The following is an 18,640-nucleotide window of genomic DNA, read 5'->3' as shown; positions in this document are numbered from 1 at the left end:
TCAGTTCTCCTGGAGGACGGGCTCGTCGGTCGGGTCGATCACGACGAAGCGCTCGTCGGGCCGGCGGGCGAGGTAGGTGAGGTAGTAGACGAGGGCGGCGGCGAGGATGCCGCCGGTGATGGCGAGGTCGACGGGGTCGGCACCCACGAGGGCGTAGCCGACGGCCACGACGACGAGCAGCGGCGGCAACGGCCACAGCGGCATCCGCCAGCCCGGGGCGGTGCTCATCCGGCGCACCTTGATCGCGGCGATCGCCAGCGCGACGTACATCGCCGAGATGATCACCGAGGTGATGCCGAGCAGGGCCTCGATGTCGACGGCCCACGCGAGGACCGCGCCGGGGATGCCGATGACGAGGGTGGCGACCCACGGGGCGCCGTACCGCGGACCGAGGAGGCTGAGCGCGCGGTTGACCGCCGGCGGCCAGGCGCGGTCGCGACCCGAGGCGTAGACCACGCGGCTGTTCTGCAGCACCATCACGATGGCGGCGTTGAGGATCGCGATCGCGATGCCGAGGTTGACCGCGACGGCGGTGGCGTCGCCGCCCCAGGCGCGGACGAACTCGGAGAAGTCGCCCGTCGCGAGCGCGCCGAGGTCGTCGACGGCCAGCACGGTGGTGACGGTCGGGACCAGGATGACCAGGCCGCCGAGGCCGAGCGACCAGAACACGACGCGGGACACGTTGCGGCGGGGCTCGACGACCTCCTCGGCCAGGTAGGCCGCCGTACCGAAGCCGCTGACGACGAAGACGCCGACGGTGAGGCCGGAGACCAGCAGGGCGGCAGTGAACGGCTCGAGGCCGCTGTCGCCGAGGGCATGCGCACTCAGCAGCTCGCCGGGGCCGCGCTGGATGTGCGCCGCGCCGAGCAGCGCGACGACGGCCGCAGCCACGATCTCGAGCAGCAGGAAGATGCCGGTGACCAGTGCATTGGCGCGGATGTCGAGCAACGCGATGCCGGTGGCGACGAGCATGACGACCGCACCGGTGATCGCGCGGTCGAGGCTGACCAGGTCGGCGAGGTAGTCGGCGGTGCCGAGCGCGATGACCGGCGGGATCACCCAGAGCAGCACGCCGGACAGGGCGAAGGTCAGCCAGCCGGCGCAACGGCCGAGGGTGTGGCTGACCATCGCGTACTCGCCGCCTGCGCTGGCGACGCGGGTGCCGAGCTCGGCGTAGCAGGCGCCGACGGCGACCGAGATCAGGATGCCGGCGAGGATCGTGAGGACCACGCCGCTGCCCTGGCTGGCCATCATCTCGGGGACGATGATGAACAGGCTCGACGCCGGCGTGATGCAGGACAGCACCAGCAGCACGGCGCCGGCCGGGCCCAGCACGCGGGCCAGCCCTCCCCCGTGTCCCTCAGGTCCCTCACGCCCGTCGGCGGGCGCGGTCTCCGCCGCCCTCGCGGTGATGGTTTCGGTCATTCCCGGACTCCTCGGCAGTGCCTCTCGACGCACTTTGAACGTCGTACAAACATTTGAACGACATTCAAAGTGACGTACGACACGGTCTCTCGTCAACCCCTGGGCCAGGATTTCTTTCTTCGCGACCGGTCACCAAAGCAGGACCTCTAGGGTGAGGCCCGTGGCACGCACCCGATCGAACCGGCGCCTGGACCGGCCCCGCGAGCAAGTGCTCGCCACGACCCTCGAGATGATCGCCGAGCAGGGACTCGGCAAGGTCACCATCGCCTCGCTCGCCGCCCGACTGGAGACCAGCGGCGGCCACCTCCTCTACTACTTCGGCACCCGCAACGGCCTGCTCCTGGAGACGCTGCGCTGGAGCGAGAGCCAGTACGCCGAGCAGCGGGCGCCGCTCGTCGAGCGGGCCGCGGACGGGACGGGCGACCTCGCCACCGTGCTCGAGTTCGCCGGCGTCTTCCTGCCCGTCGACGAGCGCGACCCGCGCTGGATGCTGTGGCTGGAGCTGTGGGCGCGGGCGCCGTACGACGCCGAGCTGGCGGCCGCCCAGCGTGAGCTCGACGACCACTGGCACGGCGACCTGGTCACGGTCCTGCGCGCCTGCCTGCCCGGGACCGTCGATGCGGAGGGGCTCTCGGCCCGGCTGCGGGCGATGTGGGACGGCTTCGCGATCGCGATCGTCAACGGCGGCGGCACCGCCCAGCGCGAGGTCGCGATCGAGCACACCCGCGCGGCCCTGCTCCCTGCCTGACCCTGCGACGATCCCGTCCAGCGGGACCCGCGGCAACCGCCCCGGTCGGCCTCACCACAGTGAGGTCACCAACGACCCGGGAGGTTCCCCATGAGCACGGCCCACGACGTCTTCTCCGGCCGCACCGCAGTGATCACCGGCGCCGGCAGCGGCATCGGCAAGGGGCTCGCGCAGCACGCCGCGTCCCTCGGCATGAACCTCGTCCTCGCGGACATCGACGAGGCCCGCCTCGCCGCCGTGGCCGCCGAGCTGCCGGGCGAGGTGCTGACCGTCGTCACGAACGTCGCCGACGCCGACGCCGTCGACCGCCTCGCCGAGGCCGCGTTCGAGCGCTTCGGCAGCGTCGAGCTCGTCGTCAACAACGCCGGCGTGATGCGGATCGGCTACTCGTGGGCGATCTCCGCGAAGGACTGGGACACCGCCATCGACGTCAACCTGCGCGGCGTCGTCAACGGCATCCGCGCGTTCGTCCCGCGCCTGGTCGCCCAGGGCACCGCGGCCCACGTCGTCAACGTCTCCTCGGTGGGTGGCTTCCTGCCCAGCCCGATGATGGCGCCGTACACCGCCACGAAGTTCGCGGTCCTCGGCCTCACCGAGTCGCTGGCCATGGAGCTCCAGATGGCCCAGTCGCCCGTCAAGGTCTCCGTGGTCACGCCCGGCCCGGTCCGCAGCGAGATCTTCGCCCAGGCGCCCGACACCGAGGACCCGGCGCTGCTCGGCTTCCACCAGTACCTCGCCCAGCAGAACGTCGACGAGGGCATCCCCGGCGAGGAGTACGCCCGGATCGTGCTCGACGCCGTTGCCGCCGGCGAGTACTGGGTGATCACGCACCCCGACTTCACCGACGCCGGCCTCGCCGCACGCGCCGAGATGATCAGGAACCGCACCGCGCCCTCGATCGCGCTGGGCTGACCAGCCGCCGTCAGCCGGCCGGAACCCACCGGTTCGGCCACCCGGTCGGCCGTGCGGGCGCCGCAGGCGCCGGACGGCCCACCCTCCGCGGCGAAGTCGGGGTGCCGTCGGCGCGGGAGCCGCATGTGTCGTGCGCACGACGGTGGCGCCGACGGCGGGGCCCTCGCTCCGAGCCGCGGAGGGGTGGGACGGGAGGCGCCGGAGGCGCCCGCACGGCCGACCCCATCCGAACCGGTGGGTCCGATCCCCCGCGCCACCTCAGCCGAAGCGGGTCCACTGCTCCAGCACGACGAGCGTCTTCGTGCTGGCCACGGCCCGGCCCGAGCGCAGCTGGCCCACCACCCGGCGCAGGTCCTCGACCCCGTCGACGCGGATCCGCACGAGCGCGTCCGGGTCACCGGCGAGGGTGAGCACCTCCTCGACCTCCGGGATCTGCGCGACGGACTCCATGATCTGCGCGAGGTCGAGGTCGTCACCGAAGTGCAGCTCGGTCATCGCCTCGATGCCGGTGGCGATCCGGCCGTGGTTGATCTTCACGGTGTAGCGCTCGATCACGCCGAGCTTCTCCATCCGCGCGATCCGGCGCTGCACCGGCGCGACGGTCAGCCCGACGGCGGTGGCGATCTCGCGCAGCGGCCGGCGCGCGTTCTCCCTCAGCAGGTCGAGGATCGCGCGGTCGGTGGTGTCGAGAACAGCGGCATCGCTCACGCAACGGAATCTACTCCTGACCCACTCCCTGTTGCGCAGCCGAGGGCCAACTCGCCGCCCAGATTGCGGATCGACGCCAAACCGGGCGACAAGTCTTGTGACCCGGCCCACCAGGCCCCAGGCTCGTGCGCATGACCCTCACCGCCGCCCCCGCCGAACCTGTCGACCTGGTCTTCGAGCGCACCGACGAGCTCGGCTCCGCCGGCCACGAGCAGGTCGTGTTCTGCCGTGACGAGGCCACCGGCCTGCGCGCGATCATCGCGATCCACGACACCCGGCTCGGTCCGGCGCTCGGCGGCACCCGGTTCTACCCGTACGCCAGCGAGGCCGAGGCACTCACCGACGTGCTGCGCCTCTCGCAGGGCATGACCCACAAGGCGGCCGCGGCGGGCATCGCCCTCGGTGGCGGCAAGGCCGTCATCATCGGCGACCCCGACTCGATCAAGACGCCGGAGCTGATGGCGGCGTACGGTCGGTTCGTGGACACGCTCTCCGGGCGCTACTTCACCGCGGCCGACGTGGGTACGACGGCGCAGGACCTCGACGCGGTCGCCACCGCCACGCGGTACGTCGTCGGCCACAACGGCGGCTCGGGCGACAGCGGCTTCTCCACGGCGTACGGCGTGTTCAGCGCGATGAAGGCGACCGCCGAGCACCGCTGGGGCCCGGACGGCCTGCGCGGTCGCACCGTCGGCGTCGAGGGCATCGGCAAGGTCGGCACCCACCTGGTCGCACTGCTCCTCGAGGAGGGCGCGGACGTCGTCGTGTCCGACGCGTCCGAGGCCACCCTGGTCCGCATCGTCGAGGCGCACCCGAGCGTGACCACGCGCGAGACCGTGCTCGACGCAGCGGTCGACGTCTACGCCCCCTGCGCGCTCGGCGCGACGCTGACGCCGGGCTCGGTCGACGCGATCCGCGCGAGCATCGTCTGCGGCGCCGCCAACAACCAGCTCCTCGACTCCTCGGTCGCCCCGCTGCTCCAGCAGCGCGGCATCACCTGGGTGCCCGACTACGTCGCCAACGCCGGCGGCCTGATCCAGGTCGGCGGCGAGATCTGGGATCGCACCCCCGAGGAGGTCCGCGGCGACGTCGCCGCGATCGCCACCACGGTGCGCGCGATCCTCACCCGCTCCGACGAGAGCGGCCGGCTGCCCAGCGAGGTCGCCGCCGAGATCGTCGCCGAACGCCTCGCCGCGGCGCCCGCCCGCGGCACCACCACCGAGAGGGTCCGCGCATGACCGAGCTGCTCGACCGACCGGCCGGCGAGCCGGCTGCGCCGTACGACCTCGACGACCGGTTCCGGGTCGACGCCCCGCCGACGCTGCTCACCGGCGTCCAGGCGATCGCCCGCCTCCTCGTCGAGCACCGCGCGCTCGACCGCCGCCGCGGCCTCAGGACCGCGTCCTTCGTGTCCGGCTACCAGGGCAGCCCGCTCGGCGGCCTGGACCGGATGCTCGCCGGCATGCAGGACGTGCTCGACGAGAACGACATCCGCTTCGTGCCCGGCCTCAACGAGGAGCTCGCCGCCACCGCCGTGTGGGGCAGCCAGATCGACCTGCCGCTCGGCACGAGCAAGTACGACGGCGTGACCGGCTTCTGGTACGGCAAGGGCCCCGGCGTCGACCGGGCGACCGACGCGCTGCGCCACGCCAACATGTACGGCGTCAACCGCCGCGGCGGCGCCGTCCTCCTCGTGGGCGACGACCCGGCGTCGAAGTCGTCGACCGTGCCGGCCGTCAGCGAGCGGTCCCTGGCCGCGCTCGGCATCCCGGTGCTGTTCCCGCGCAACTCCACCGAGATCGTCACCCTCGGCCTGCACGCGATCGAGATGTCGCGCTCCACGGGCTGCGTGGTCGCGCTCAAGATCGTCGCCGACGTCGCCGACGGCGCGTGGGTCGTCGACAGCTCCGACGTCCACCTCACCCCGGTCACCCCGACGATCGACTGGAACGGCAACCCCTACGCCTACACCCAGAGCCCGATCGTGCTCCGCCCGGCGATGATCGTCGGTGCCGAGGCCGAGCTGGTCGGCCCGCGCACCGCGCTCGTCCACGAGTACTCCGCGCGCAACGGCCTGAACGTGGTCGAGGTCGACGCTCCCGGCGCCCGGCTCGGCCTGGTCGCCTCCGGAAGCTGCTACGACTCGCTGCGCCAGGCCCTGACGGACCTCGGCGTCACCGACGAGGCCCTCGTCGCGGCCGGCGTCCGGGTGATGCGGATGGGCATGATGAGCCCCGTCGAGCCCGAGGCCGTACGCCGGTTCGCCGACGGCCTCGAGGAGATCGTGGTCGTCGAGGACAAGACCTCCTTCATGGAGATGCAGGTCCGGGACCTGCTCTACGGCAGCGCGAACGCGCCGCGGATCCTCGGCAAGCTGGACGCCACGGGCCAGCGGCTGATCCCCGCCGACGGCGAGCTCACCGCGGGCCGCCTGCTCGCGCCGCTGCGCCACGCCCTCGAGGGCTGGCTGACCGTCACCCCGCCCCAGCGCCCGCGCACCTCGCTGCCGCTGCTGCCGGTGAACCGGTCGGCGTACTTCTGCTCCGGCTGTCCCCACAACCGCTCCACCGTGCTGCCCGAGGGCTCCATGGGCGGCGGCGGCATCGGCTGCCACGCGATGGTCACCATCTCCGACCGCCCGGAGAGCGCCGTCACCGGCGTGACCCAGATGGGTGGCGAGGGTGCGCAGTGGATCGGGCAGGCGTGGTTCACCGACGCCGGCCACATCTTCCAGAACGTCGGCGACGGCACCTTCTTCCACTCCGCGCAGCTCGCCGTGCAGGCCTGCATCGCGGCCGGCGTCAACATCACCTACAAGCTGCTGTTCAACGAGGTCGTCGCGATGACCGGCGCCCAGGACGCCGAGGGTGCGCTCACCGTCGCGCAGCTGACCCACAAGCTGAGCACCGAGGGCGTCACGAAGATCATCGTCTGCGCCGACGACCCGGGCCGGCACCGCCGACGCGACCTCGCCGCCGGCACCCTGCTCTGGGAGCGCGACCGCCTTGACGAGGCGCAGCGCATCCTGCGCGACACCCCTGGCGTGACCGTGCTGATCTACGACCAGCACTGCGCCGCCGACGCGCGCCGCCAGCGCAAGCGGGGCGGCCTGCCGGCACGCACCCAGCGGGTCGTCATCAACGAGGCGGTCTGCGAGGGCTGCGGCGACTGCGGCGCCAAGAGCAACTGCCTGTCGGTGCAACCGGTCGAGACCGAGTACGGCCGCAAGACCCGCATCGAGCAGACGTCCTGCAACACCGACTACAGCTGCCTCGACGGCGACTGCCCGTCCTTCGTCATGGTCGAGACGGAGCCGCGACGCAAGCGCAAGGCCCCCAAGGCCGCGAAGACCAAGCGTTCGTACCCGACGCCGCCGGCGGTCGCGGCCAGCACGGCCGACCAGCCGGTCACGACGACCCAGAACGTCTTCATGGCCGGCATCGGCGGCACCGGCATCGTGACCGTCAACCAGGTGCTGGCCACGGCCGCCCTGCGCGCCGGGTACGCCGTCGAGTCGCTCGACCAGACCGGGCTCAGCCAGAAGGCCGGACCGGTCACCGGTCACCTGCGGTTCGCCGCCGGCGACCTCGAGCCGGCCAACCGGCTCACGCCCGGCTCGGCCGACTGCTTCCTCGGCTTCGACCTGCTCACCCTCGCCGAGGACCGCAACCTGACGTACGGCGACCCGGAGGCCACCCGCACGGTCGTGTCGACCAGCCGCACGGCCACCGGCGCGATGGTCCACGACCCGAAGGTGTCGCACCCGGACGAGGCCGGCCTGCTCGACCGGGTCCGCACCGCCAGCGTCGAGCTGTTCGACTTCGACGCGCTCGAGGCTGCCGACCGGATCTTCGGCAACACCGTCGCGGCGAACTTCCTGCTCGTCGGTGCCGCCCACCAGACCGGTGCGCTCCGGCTGCCTGCGGCCGCGATCGAGGAGGCCATCGAGATCAACGGCACCGCGGTCGCCGCCAACATCGCCGCGTTCCGCTGGGGCCGCGTTGCGGTCACCGACCCGGCCGCCTTCATGGCCGCCGGCGCCGTCACCGCAGCCCCCGCCCCGGTCCGCGAGCTCCCGGTGCCCGCCTCCGTGGCGGCCGCCGGCCTCGAGGGCGAGCTGCTCCGTCTGGTCAGCCAGCGGGCGACCGACCTGGTCGCCTACCAGGACGAGAAGCTCGCCGACTCCTACGTCGCCCTGGTCGCCCAGGTCGCCGCCGCCGAGCGCGCCGTGTCCGCGGAGACCCGGTTCAGCGAGGCCGTGGCGCGCAACCTGTTCAAGCTGACGGCGTACAAGGACGAGTACGAGGTCGCCCGGCTCCTCACCGAACCGGCCTTCCTCGCCTCGACCGGCGATGCCTTCCCGGGCGGCACGATCGCGTTCAAGCTGCACCCGCCCGTGCTGCGGGCGATGGGCCGCAAGTCGAAGATCTCGTTCGGCCCGAAGTCGCACGGATCGCTGCGTGCCCTGGCCCGGATGAAGTCGCTGCGCGGCACCCGCGCGGACGTCTTCGGCTACGCCCACCTGCGCAAGGTCGAGCGCGAGCTGCGCGACCACTACCGGACGCTCGTCACCGACCTGACGTCCGAGCTGGGCGACGCGGCGTCGTACGACCGCGCCGTGCGGATCGCCGACCTGCCCGACCTGGTCCGCGGTTACGAGACGGTCAAGCTGCGCAACATCGAGGAGTACGCCGCCGCGCTCCGCGCGCTCGGCGTGACGCCGCCGGCGACGATCGGCTGACCGAGCCCGAGAAGCGACGAGGCCCCCGCCGGGATCCGGCGGGGGCCTCGTCGTCGTACGACTACTTGATCGTCACCTTCGCGGTCTTCAGCGTGACCGGCGCGTAGCCGGGCAGCGTCCAGACCACGACGGCACGGACCTTCGTGCCGCGGTACAGCTTGGTGTTGAGCTTGAGCCCCTTCTTGGTCGCGCCGGGGATCGGCTGCTTCCCGAGGAGCCACTGGATCTTCGCCGTGGCACCGGCCGGCGCGGCCGTCGGCAGGACGACCTTGAGCTTCTTGCCGACCTTGGCCGTGCCGCTCAGCGTCGGCTTCCCGGTCACCTGCAGCTTGCCGAGGGCGACCGGCGCGGTCAGCGCGGACAACGCCGGGACGCCGGCGAAGCCTGCCTTGACCGGGGTCACCTCGACCACCAGCGACCAGCCGACGACACCCGGCGGGACCACGAACGTCCTGCCCGTGCCGATCGGGGTCTTCGAACCGACCTGGAACCACCGGTAGGTGAAGCTGTCCGGCGTCGTGGACCACGTGCCGTCCTGCGCGGTCAGCGTCTGCCCGACCTGCGCCGTGCCGGCGATGCCCGGCTTGGTCGTCGCCGTCACCGCGGTCGGCGGTACGACGGCGCCCGTGCCCACGGACTCCGCCGAGCTCGGCGCATAGCCCGCCACGGTGGCGGTGACCTCGACCGTGAGCGTCTTGCCCTCGGCGCTCGCCGGGACGACGAGCTCCTTGCCGGTGGCGTCCGGGATCGGCGTACCGCTCTCGAACCACTGGTAGGCGAAGCCGTCCGCCGCCGGAGCCGGCGTCCAGGTGCCCGGGTTCGCCGTGAGCGTCTTCCCGACCTGGGTCGTTCCGCTCACCGACGGCACAGTGGTGTTCACCAGGTCGCCGAGGGCGACGGCGGCGGAGGGCGCCGAGGTGGCGACCCCGTCGTGGTACGCCGCTGCCTTGGCCGTGACCTCGACGGTGAGCGTCTTGCCGGCAGCGCCCGCCGGGACGACGAGGTCCTTCCCGGTGCCGATCGGGGTCGCCGTACCGACCTGGAACCAGCGGTAGGTGTAGCTGTCCGGCGTCGCCGACCAGGTGCCGTTGCCGGCCGAGACCTGCTTGCCGACCTGGACGGTGCCGGTGATCGTCGGGGCGCCGGTGCTGGCCAGGTCGCCGAGCGCCACGGTGGCCGTCGGGTCCGAGGTGGCTCCCTTGTTCTGGTAGCCGAGCTTGCGGGCGGTGACCTCGACCGTCAGCACCTTGTCCAGCGCCGAGGCCGGGACGACCAGGGTCTTGGCGGTGGCATTCGCGATGGGCGCGCCGTCCTGGAACCACTGGTAGAGGTACGAGCCCGCCGCCGGGGTCCAGCTGCCCTCCACCGCCTGGACGGTGCCACCGACCTTCACCGAGCCGTTGATCGTCGGCTTGGTGTCATTGGTGAAGGTGCCGGTTGCGACCGCGACCGTCGGGTCGGACACAGCCGAGCTGGGACCGTATCCGGGCACCGTGGCCGTGACCTCGACACTCAGCTTCTTGCCGAGCGCGCTCGCCGGGACGACCAGGCTCTGGGCCGTGCCGATCGGGGTCGCCGTGCCCTCCTGGATCCACCGGTAGGTGTAGGTCGCCGGACCTGCGGACCAGGTGCCGTCGCTCGCCGTGAGCGTGCTGCCGACCTTGGCGTCGCCGGAGATCACCGGCTTGGCCGTGTTCGACAGCCCGCCCGCGGCGACCGCAGCGGTCGGGTCCGAGGTGGCGGTGGCGCTGCTGTGGCCGGCCTTGGTGGCGGTCACCTTGACGGTCAGCGTCTTGCCGAGCGCACCCGCGGGGACCACGAGCTCCTTCCCGGTGCCGATCGCGGTCGGCGTACCGGACTGGAACCACTCGTAGGTGTAGGCGTCCGGGGTGGCCGACCACGTGCCCTCGAGGGCCGTGACCGTGCTGCCAACGGTGGCCGCACCCGAGACGGTGGGCTTGGCCGTGCTGGCGAGCACGCCCTGGGCGACCGCGGGCGACGCGCTGGAGGTCGCGACGCCGGTGGCGTACCCGGCCTTGGTCGCAGTGACCTCGACGGTCAGCGCCTTGCCGAGCGCACCGGCGGGGACCACCAGGTCCTTGCCGGTGGCGTCCGCGATGAGCGTGCCGTCCTGGAACCAGCGGTAGCTGAACGCGTCCGGCGTCGCCGACCAGGTGCCGGGGTCGGCCGTGACGGTCTCGCCCACCTTCGGGTCGGCGTCCGGGATCGACGGGGCCGCGTCGTTGAGGAGGGAAAGGCCGAGCGTCGCGTCGACGTGCGGCTTGTCGGCCCCCGCGACGACGACCGTGTCGGCGTCGGCCAGGGTGTGGCTGTCGTCGTAGAACTCGTCGGTGAACGAGCCGTCCCACGAGGTGAAGCCGATCCGGTAGCTGCCGTCGGGGACGAGGGCGGCGTAGCGGCCGTGCTCGTCGGACGAGGTCCAGTCCACCTCGGTCCAGGCGCCGCCGTCCTGGGCGTAGACCGTGACGAAGGCGTCCTCGACGGGAGCCTGGGCGTTGTCGGTCAGCGTGCCGGAGATCTTCGACCCCTCGGCGAGCGCGGCATCGATGTCGGGTGTGACGGTGGCCGGGCCGGCGATCGTGACACCGACACCCTGCTCGGGCGTGGCCGCGTCGTCGTAGAACTCGTCCAGGTACCGGCAGTTCGCGCCCCAGCAGGGCTCGGAGAAGCCGACCCGGTGCGTGCCGGGAGGCGCGTTCAGCGTGTAGTCGCCGTTCGCGTCGGTCGTCGCGAAACCGACCGGGCTCCAGTCGGTGTACGTGTCACCGTCGTACTCGTAGGTCTCCTCGTCGAGGGCGACGACCTGGATGTCGGCGAGCGGGGCGCCGCCGGCCTCGGCGGTGACGGTGCCGGTGATCTGGCCGTTGCGGGCCAGGGCGGCGTTCTTGGCCGAGTACGACGCAGGAGCGGTCACCGCGACATCCGTGGCGGTCTCGATGGTGGCCACGTTGTTCCAGTACTCGGCCTGGTACAGGTCCTCGCAGTCCTCCTCCTCGCAGCCCTCGTCGAAGGAGATCCGGTAGGTCCCCGTCGGCACCCAGAGCTCGTAGGCGCCAGCGTTGTCTGCGCTCGCCCAGGCGACCTGCTCCCAGTAGGTGTAGGTCTCGCCCTCGAAGACCTCGGTGACCTGCTGCAGCGCCGCGACCTGGGCGCCGGCGATCGGCGCGCCGCCAGCCTCGGCGGTGACGGTGCCGGGGATCTTCGCGTTGCGCGCGAGGGCGCCGCTGATGCCGGTGACCGCGCCGCTGTTGGGCACCGTCACGTCGTTGGCGGTCTCGACGGTCTGCTTGTTGTTCCAGAACTCGGCCTGGTACTTCGTGCTGCACGGGCCGTCGACGGGGCAGGCGTTGTCGAACTGGATCCGGTAGGTGCCGGGAGCCAGGTAGAGCTCGTAGTTGCCGTTGTCGTCAGCGCTGGTGCCGCGGGTCGGCTCCCAATCCGAGGTGCCGTCGTACTGGAACTGCTGGTACGCCGTGACCTGCGCGCCCGCGATCGCGGTGGCGTTCTCGGCGGTGACCTTGCCGGTCACCTTGGCGTTGGGGACCATCTTGGCGTTGATGCCGGTGCGTCCCGCGGACGCCAGTACCACGTTGGTGCCGGTGTCGACGGTCGACGCGTTGGGGTAGTAGACCTCGCGCAGGTGGTTGTCACCGACCGAGAAGCCGACCCGGTAGGTGCCGGGCGCGGCGTACGCCGTGTAGGTGCCGTTGCTCTCGGTCGTCGCCCAGCCGGCGCAGTCCCACCAACTGTCGCCGTCGTAGGTGACCTGCTGGTAGAGGCAGACGTCGACATCCGGCACGGCGCTGTTCAGCAGGCCGGTGCCGACGCGACCCTTGACCGCGGCGTTCGGGGCCATCACGAGGTCGACGTCGCCGACCGGGGGGACGAGGTCGGCCGCGTTGACCTCGTCGGTGCCGCCGAAGAAGGCGGCGGCGTACCGGTTGTCGTCGCTGTAGGCGCCCACGTGGTAGGCGCCGCCGGTCGACGGGGGAAGCGAGTCGAAGGCGTAGGCGCCGCCCGCCGCACTCGTCGTCTTCTGGCACCAGTACCAGTCGCCGTCCTCGTTGCAGAACGCGATGACGGTCATGCCGGCCAGCGGCGTGCCCGTGTCGGCCGCGGTGACGGTGCCGCTGATGCCTGCCGCCGCGGCGTTCGCGACCGGCGCCGTGGCGGTGGTCAGCGCGACCAGCCCGACGAGCGCCAGCGCGGTGGTCAGCACCGCGGTGAGCAGGCGGACCACCGGTCCGCGGACGTGCGTGCGCATCAATCGACTCCCCATAGTCGTGGCGCCGCGCGTCCCGGAGACGTGCGGCTGCTCGCCGGAGGCTAACCAGCGGCGGCCACGCGTGTCCGGCGTTCCGCAGAATTGTGCGGAACCGTCTCCGAACTCTGAGCGCTACCAGGTCCGGGTCGGCGGTACGACGCCCCGGCAGTCGACCTCGGCGCTGGTGATCCGCTCGACCTGCCAGCCGCCGGTCGCCTGCGTCACCCGGAAGGTCATCCCGACGACGTCGCGGGAGCGGGTACGACGTACCGACCTCGACTCCTGCGACCACCCGGACACCATCACGCAGGCCTCGACCTCACGCTCCGTGTCGCCGGCCGGGCGGACCCCCAGCGGCGCGACCGGCAGCGGGCCGGGGAGGTAGCGACCCCACTCGGGCGCGGCGTGGCGCTCCATCCACTCCCGGACCGCCGGCGCATCGGCCACGCCCGCGAAGGCGTGGTCGCCCTGGTTGATCGCCTGCGCGTACGCCGCCGCCCACGCGTCGATCGCCCGGCCCTGCGGGCTGGTGGCCACGTCGGCGTCGATGGTGGGAGCCGGCGCGGTCTGCGGCGGGGTGCTCGGCTTCGTCGCCGCGCTGTCGTTGCCGCTGCTGCCGTCCGTGCCGTCACCGTCGGAGGAGCAGCCGGTGGTGAGCAGGAGGAGGGTGGCCGCGACGAGGGCGGCGGACCGGCGGATCGAGAGCATGGGGCGCATTATTGCTGGGCGGCCATGGCGGCCTCGACCTTCGCCGTCGGTCCGGCGACGAAGACGTACTCCACGTTGCGCAGCCGCGACACGGTCCCGACCTTCTTCCCCGAGGGGCTGTGGATGCCGATCTGCGCGCCGACGTACCGCTTGCTGTCGAAGGCGAGCATCCGCACGTCCTCGTGCCCGGCATCGCGCAGGGAGTCCACCATCTGCTCGGCGGTGATCCACGACTCGTCGTTGTAGGACACGACGACCACCTCGGCCCGGGCGCGTCGGACGAGGTCCGCGAACGCGGCGGGCATCTCGCGCTGCGCGTTGAAGACGCTCCTGGTCCCCGCGTCCCTGCTGTCGATCCGCTTGCACGCGACCCCGTAGTGCTCGGGTGCGTCCCAGCGGACGAGGGTCTCCCAGATGTGGTAGTTCGTGAAGTAGCGGTGCTGGTTGTACGGCGGGTCCAGGTACATCAGGTCGACCGCCGGCAGCTCGTCGACCGTCCGCATCGCGTCCCCGCCGATCGTCGTACCAGTGCCGGGGAGGAGCTCGGGTCGGCGCAGCACCAGCTCGTTGTGGGACCGAGGCGCCCACTGCTTGAGGTAGGCCATCTGCACGCCCGTCGTCGAGTCGACCCGGTCGGCCGCGAGCAGCAGGGCTGTCAGCAGGATGGGGTAGAGCGGCGAGCCCCGGTGATCGCTCTCCAGCACGTTGCGGATCGCGTCCACCCGCGCGCCGTTCCTGGGCTGGAAGAACCGCGACTGCACGCAGAACGTCTCCGTGAAGTACCCCGCCTCGCCCGGCAGCGCCGCCAGCCGCTTCAGCTCGTTGTCGAGCTCCTGCTCGTCGACGTCACGCGCGTCGGTCGCGATGAAGCAGTCGCTGAGCACCTGGCTGTACGTCGCCAGGTCGGTCGCCGTCACGACCAGCCCCCGCCGCTTGAACTCCTGCGCGACCCGCGTCGTACCCGTGAACAGGTCGACTGCCGTCCGCGCCCCCACCGCCTCGGCAATGTCGCCGAGCACGGGGACCAGGGTCCGCTTGGAACCCAGGTACTTGAGCACGGACCGAGGCTACTTCGCCCAGCGGCGCACCGCGGGACCCGGGCCGCGCGGCCCCACACCGCGCGGCGGGCACGGGTACGGCGAGTCTCGGGGGGATGATCGTCGCCGTACCCGGGCAGCCAGAACGTTAGGAACCGGCTTTGACACGCGGTGGGCGCAAGTGTGAAAGGTCGACCGCAGACGAAAGCTGTCCTCGCCGGCGGCACCTGAGCCGAAGCGGAGCCGAAGCGGAGTTGCTGCGGGCCGATCGTGAACCAGCGGCGAGCGGGCGTCAGACGCCACGAACTCCGGGGACGTGAGATCCCGAGGCTGGTCGGACCGGCACCTCTCGCGGGGCTCCTCACCCGATTGGGGTGAGGAAGTCGCCACGAGGGGATCCCTCTCGTGAACAGATGCCGTGCTGATCGTGCGATGTGCCGAAGAGGTCTCGGCCCGCACGCTGGTGCTGTTCCGATTCAGGTACGTGCGACCGAGAGGAGTCACGATGACCAAGAACTCGATCCCTGGCGCTACGCCCGCCCCTCGGGGGCACGCTCCACGGGACGTTGACCCTGTCGCCGCCCTGTGCCGCGAGCTGCGGCTGCTCGCGAAGCACGAGGACGACCAGGCAGCGGCCGAAGCTGCCAACGCGGCCTACTGGCTACCCTGCCCGACCTCGGTGCTCACCCACCGCGCCGTCGCCCGCGCCTTGCTCTCGGACGCTCTGCGCCTGGAGGCGGCAGACCGCGCATCGACGGCCCGAGCCTGAGGGTGAGAGTCCGTGGCGGCGAGACGCGATCAGGTCGAGCTCTTCCGGCTGGCCCGGAACATGGCCTGCGCACAGGTCGTGGTCGTGAGGATCGACCAGCTGGGCACGGCCGGCCCCGCCGAGCCCAGTGTCTCGGTGCGGACCAGACACCTGAGCGGTGAGCTCACGTTGTTCCCGCGTGCTGAAGGTCGTGTCGAGGTCTGGTGGGTCGCGGCCCATCGAGGCACTCCTGTCGACCTGGGAACGGTGCGCACCCTGGACGACGTCATGGTCCTCCTGCGCCGCTGCACGGCCGCATCGACTTCCTCGGGATCTGGCGCCACACACACGGCCGTCACAGCCTGCTCTGCTGGCTGACGCCGCAACCGCACCATCAGGTCCAGGAATCTCGACCCGCGGAACCCAGGGCAGGAGTATCCGAATTCGTCCAGCGCGGTTCAGCAAGGTGTCGCAGTCGTCAACTCAACCCGTCGACTAGACTTCTTGCCTTGGCAGCTGGCCGAGGTGAGGATCCCATGCTTGGCGCGAACGCAGGTTCACGAGACCGCCGAGACCCTGCCAGCGCCCCGGAGCTGACTCTTCCGCGGTCGCTCCTGAAGGCGAAGACCTCCATACCCGATCTCCATCACGCGGCGGTCGAGCGAGCACGACTCTGGGACCTCCTGGATGCCGCGACCCTCCGACCGGTCACCGCGTTGACGGCGCCGACCGGGTCCGGGAAGACGCAGCTGCTGGCGTCCTGGGCGCGTCACTCCCCGCGGCCGGTGGCTTGGCTCAACCTCGACGCCCACGACAGCGATCCCTACCGGTTCTGGACGGCGCTTCTCTTCGCGTTCCGGTCAATCCCAGGTCTCGGCGAGGACTCGGCGTTGGCGACGTTGGAGCCGGTGCCAGGCCGGACTCACCTGCTGTCGGTGCTTCCCGCCCTCGTCGTCGATGCTCTCAGCGATCTCGAGCACGAGGTCGTCGTGGTTCTGGACGACGTTCACGAGATCGACGACAGCCCGACGGTCGCGGCGCTTTCCTACTTCCTGCTCCACGTTCCCTCCGCCGTACGTGTGGTCCTGACCGGCGTCTTCCTCCCAGCACTTCCTCGCGCCCGCCTCCGATTGGAGGGGCGGCTCTCGACGATCCCCGGCGAGGAGCTCGCGTTCACCGCAGTCGAGGCGCGCTCGATGTTCCAGGGCACCGGGCTGCACCCCACCGACGATCTTGTGGCCCAGCTGGTCGATCGCACCGAGGGTTGGTCGGCGGGGCTGCGTCTGGCGGCGCTTGCGGGCGCGGACGCGCTGACCGGGCACGACTCGCCGTACCTGCTGACGTCGGGGAGCGCCGAGGCCGACGAGTTCCTGCTCGGCGAGGTGCTGGCCAACCTGCCCGAGCAGGCCCGCGCGTTCGTGCTCACGACCTGCGTGTGCGACCGCTTGAGCGGGCCATTGGCCGACGCCCTCACCGGAGACAACGACGGTGCCGCAACGCTGCGCTGGCTGGCCGACCACAACATCTTCACGGTCCGCCAGTCGTCGGACGAGGAGTGGTACCGCTATCACGCGATGTTCGCCGGCATGCTGCGCCGCCAGCTCCAGCAGGCCGACCAGGGCCGGTGGCGCGCCCTGCACGACCGCGCGGCCGGCTGGTTCGCCGAGCACCGGCTCTGGCTGGAAGCCTTCGAGCACGCCCAGCAGGGCACCTCGGCCGGCCTCGCCCGCGACCTGGTCCGCTCCGCCTGGTTCTCGCTGTACGTCGGCGGGCAGCTCGTCACACTGCGCGACATGGTCGACCGGGTACTCACCGGCCCACCCGATGTCGCGGACGGCGAGCTGCGACTGGTCCGCACCGTGGTCGGGCTCGCGCTCGGCGAGCCGGGTAGCCACCTGGTCTCCCTACCGCCCGCGACGCCGAGCCTGGCCGGCCAGGTGCTGGCGCTGGAGCAGGGCCGGGCCTGCGGCGACCTGCCCACCGTGCAGGCGGCGGCCACCGACATGCTGCGGGCCGGCCCCGGGGTGTCGACCGCGTCGGAGTCGTTCGGCGACCTCGCCGCGCTCGCCCTCTACGAGCTCGGCGCGACCGAGTACTGGCGCGGCGACGGCTTCGCCGCCGAGGAGCACCTGCGCCAGGCCCACGAGGCGGCCCGCGCGGGGCGACACGCGTACGTCGAGCTCGGCTGCCTGAGCCAGCTGGTGGGCGTCCTGACCGCCCAGGACCGGCTCGACGACGCCCTCGCCGTCGCCGACGAGACCCGCGAGCTCGCCGGGCGCCGCGGCTGGGAGCAGTCCGCCGCGGCCGCCGAGCTGTGGCACGCCCTCGGATGGATCCACTACCTGCGCGACGAGCCCGATGCGGCTGACCAGTTCCTCGACCTCGGCGACGACGCCGTCCGCCTCGACGACACACCTGTGCGGGCCGCGATCCAGCTGGTCCGCGGGCTGGTGCTGGCCCAACGCGGCCGCAAGCGCCACGCGCTGGCCCAGATGCTCCAGGTCGAACGGGAGATCGCGGGGCTGCGGGCGCGTTGGGTGTTCAGCGACTACGTCGAGGCCGAGCTGGTCCGGCTCAACCTCGCTCTGGGCCAGCTCGGCCCGGCCCGTCGCGCCCTCGCTCTCACCGATCCGGAGACCGAGGGCGTCCACCTGCGGATCAGCCGCGCCGAGCTGCTGCTCTCCGACAGCCGGCCCGACGCCGCGCTCGAGGTGCTGCGCGCCGCGGTCGCCGACGGCCGCGGCTTCCTCGACCAGCGGATCCAGGCCCAGGTGCTGCTCGCGATCGTCGAGACCCAGCAGAACGGCGTCCGCGCGGGCCTCCCGGTGTTCGCCGAGGCGGTCGAGATGGCCGCCAGCGAGCGGATGGTCCAGCCGCTGCTGCAGTTCGGCGCCCGGATCGACCGGATGCTGGAACTGCTGGAGCGGCGCGACCGCACCCACCTCGACTTCGTCCGGCTGGTCCGCTCCCGGATCGCGGCCCACGTCTCGACCGCCCAGCAGGTCCGTCCCGACGGCGGTCTCGAGGAGCCGCTGACCGCGCGCGAGCACGAGATCCTGATCCGGCTCGACTCGATGGCCACGCTGCCCGAGGTCGCCGCCGAGCTCTTCGTCTCGGTCAACACCGTCAAGGCCCACCTGCGCAGCCTCTACCGCAAGCTCGGCGTGCACGGCCGCCGGGAGGCGATCGCCAAGGCCGAGGCGCTCGGCCTGCTGTAGCCGACCGCCCGTCCCCTCGCCTCACCCCGACGGGGTGATCGCGCGCATGCGAGCAGTCGGCCCCTCGCCCCCAAGGACGCGCGCTCGGGGTGATGTGGGTCACCCCGCTG

11 protein-coding genes are annotated in these 18,640 nt (G+C 72.0%); 6 read left to right on the top strand and 5 right to left on the bottom strand.

Going from position 1 to position 18,640, the window contains the following annotated elements; translation table 11 throughout:
* Window positions 1–1,425, bottom strand: a complete 1,425-nt coding sequence (locus ACZYRU_RS01370; protein ID WP_488955278.1) for an APC family permease — start codon at window positions 1,423–1,425, stop codon at window positions 1–3.
* Window positions 1,426–1,585: 160 nt separating this feature from the next.
* On the opposite strand from ACZYRU_RS01370, the gene ACZYRU_RS01365 reads away from it, so the two are divergent.
* Entirely contained in the window at window positions 1,586–2,173 is a 588-nt protein-coding gene (locus ACZYRU_RS01365; RefSeq protein ID WP_488955277.1) for a TetR/AcrR family transcriptional regulator, read from the top strand.
* Window positions 2,174–2,263: 90 nt separating this feature from the next.
* A complete protein-coding gene (locus ACZYRU_RS01360; protein ID WP_488955276.1) occupies window positions 2,264–3,085 on the top strand; it encodes an SDR family NAD(P)-dependent oxidoreductase in 822 nt (273 codons plus the stop codon).
* A 258-nt stretch (window positions 3,086–3,343) separates the two neighbouring features.
* Here ACZYRU_RS01360 and ACZYRU_RS01355 read toward each other — a convergent pair whose 3' ends face one another.
* Window positions 3,344–3,793, bottom strand: coding sequence for an Lrp/AsnC family transcriptional regulator (locus tag ACZYRU_RS01355; RefSeq protein ID WP_488955275.1), 450 nt, complete (start codon window positions 3,791–3,793; stop codon window positions 3,344–3,346).
* Between the two features lie 131 nt (window positions 3,794–3,924).
* Between ACZYRU_RS01355 and ACZYRU_RS01350 the strand changes: the two genes are divergently transcribed.
* Both ACZYRU_RS01350 and ACZYRU_RS01345 read left to right on the top strand, forming a co-directional pair.
* The gene (locus ACZYRU_RS01350) at window positions 3,925–5,031 is read left to right on the top strand and encodes a Glu/Leu/Phe/Val family dehydrogenase (protein ID WP_488955274.1); all 1,107 of its coding nucleotides are present in this window, start codon (window positions 3,925–3,927) and stop codon (window positions 5,029–5,031) included.
* The gene (locus ACZYRU_RS01345) at window positions 5,028–8,534 is read left to right on the top strand and encodes an indolepyruvate ferredoxin oxidoreductase family protein (protein ID WP_488955273.1); all 3,507 of its coding nucleotides are present in this window, start codon (window positions 5,028–5,030) and stop codon (window positions 8,532–8,534) included. The genes ACZYRU_RS01350 and ACZYRU_RS01345 overlap by 4 nt, the downstream gene beginning before the upstream one ends.
* A gap of 61 nt (window positions 8,535–8,595) precedes the next feature.
* Here ACZYRU_RS01345 and ACZYRU_RS01340 read toward each other — a convergent pair whose 3' ends face one another.
* The 3 genes from ACZYRU_RS01340 to ACZYRU_RS01330 form a co-directional block, all read right to left on the bottom strand.
* Complete coding sequence (locus tag ACZYRU_RS01340; protein ID WP_488955272.1) at window positions 8,596–12,819, bottom strand: hypothetical protein; 4,224 nt, start codon at window positions 12,817–12,819, stop codon at window positions 8,596–8,598.
* A gap of 132 nt (window positions 12,820–12,951) precedes the next feature.
* Complete coding sequence (locus ACZYRU_RS01335; RefSeq protein WP_488955271.1) at window positions 12,952–13,527, bottom strand: hypothetical protein; 576 nt, start codon at window positions 13,525–13,527, stop codon at window positions 12,952–12,954.
* 8 nt (window positions 13,528–13,535) lie between these two features.
* Entirely contained in the window at window positions 13,536–14,585 is a 1,050-nt protein-coding gene (locus ACZYRU_RS01330) for a DNA adenine methylase (protein WP_488955270.1), read from the bottom strand.
* Between the two features lie 484 nt (window positions 14,586–15,069).
* Between ACZYRU_RS01330 and ACZYRU_RS01325 the strand changes: the two genes are divergently transcribed.
* Together ACZYRU_RS01325 and ACZYRU_RS01320 are read left to right on the top strand one after the other, a co-directional pair.
* Window positions 15,070–15,333 (top strand): hypothetical protein, encoded by a 264-nt coding sequence (locus tag ACZYRU_RS01325; protein WP_488955269.1) that lies wholly within the window; start codon window positions 15,070–15,072, stop codon window positions 15,331–15,333.
* 515 nt (window positions 15,334–15,848) lie between these two features.
* Window positions 15,849–18,530, top strand: coding sequence for a winged helix-turn-helix domain-containing protein (locus tag ACZYRU_RS01320; RefSeq protein WP_488955268.1), 2,682 nt, complete (start codon window positions 15,849–15,851; stop codon window positions 18,528–18,530).
* Window positions 18,531–18,640: the final 110 nt, after the last annotated feature.

Source organism: Nocardioides sp. F233 (assembly GCF_057813895.1).
This window is presented reverse-complemented; position numbering and strand designations above follow the sequence as displayed.

Bases quoted from the DNA above. Each gene is read 5' to 3' on its own strand.
- ACZYRU_RS01340 (WP_488955272.1), bottom strand. From the start codon at position 12,819: ATGCGCACGCACGTCCGCGGACCGGTGGTCCGCCTGCTCACCGCGGTG.
- ACZYRU_RS01325 (WP_488955269.1), top strand. From the start codon at position 15,070: ATGACCAAGAACTCGATCCCTGGCGCTACGCCCGCCCCTCGGGGGCAC.
- ACZYRU_RS01350 (WP_488955274.1), top strand. From the start codon at position 3,925: ATGACCCTCACCGCCGCCCCCGCCGAACCTGTCGACCTGGTCTTCGAG.
- ACZYRU_RS01345 (WP_488955273.1), top strand. From the start codon at position 5,028: ATGACCGAGCTGCTCGACCGACCGGCCGGCGAGCCGGCTGCGCCGTAC.
- ACZYRU_RS01360 (WP_488955276.1), top strand. From the start codon at position 2,264: ATGAGCACGGCCCACGACGTCTTCTCCGGCCGCACCGCAGTGATCACC.
- ACZYRU_RS01320 (WP_488955268.1), top strand. From the start codon at position 15,849: ATGCTTGGCGCGAACGCAGGTTCACGAGACCGCCGAGACCCTGCCAGC.
- ACZYRU_RS01335 (WP_488955271.1), bottom strand. From the start codon at position 13,527: ATGCTCTCGATCCGCCGGTCCGCCGCCCTCGTCGCGGCCACCCTCCTC.
- ACZYRU_RS01370 (WP_488955278.1), bottom strand. From the start codon at position 1,425: ATGACCGAAACCATCACCGCGAGGGCGGCGGAGACCGCGCCCGCCGAC.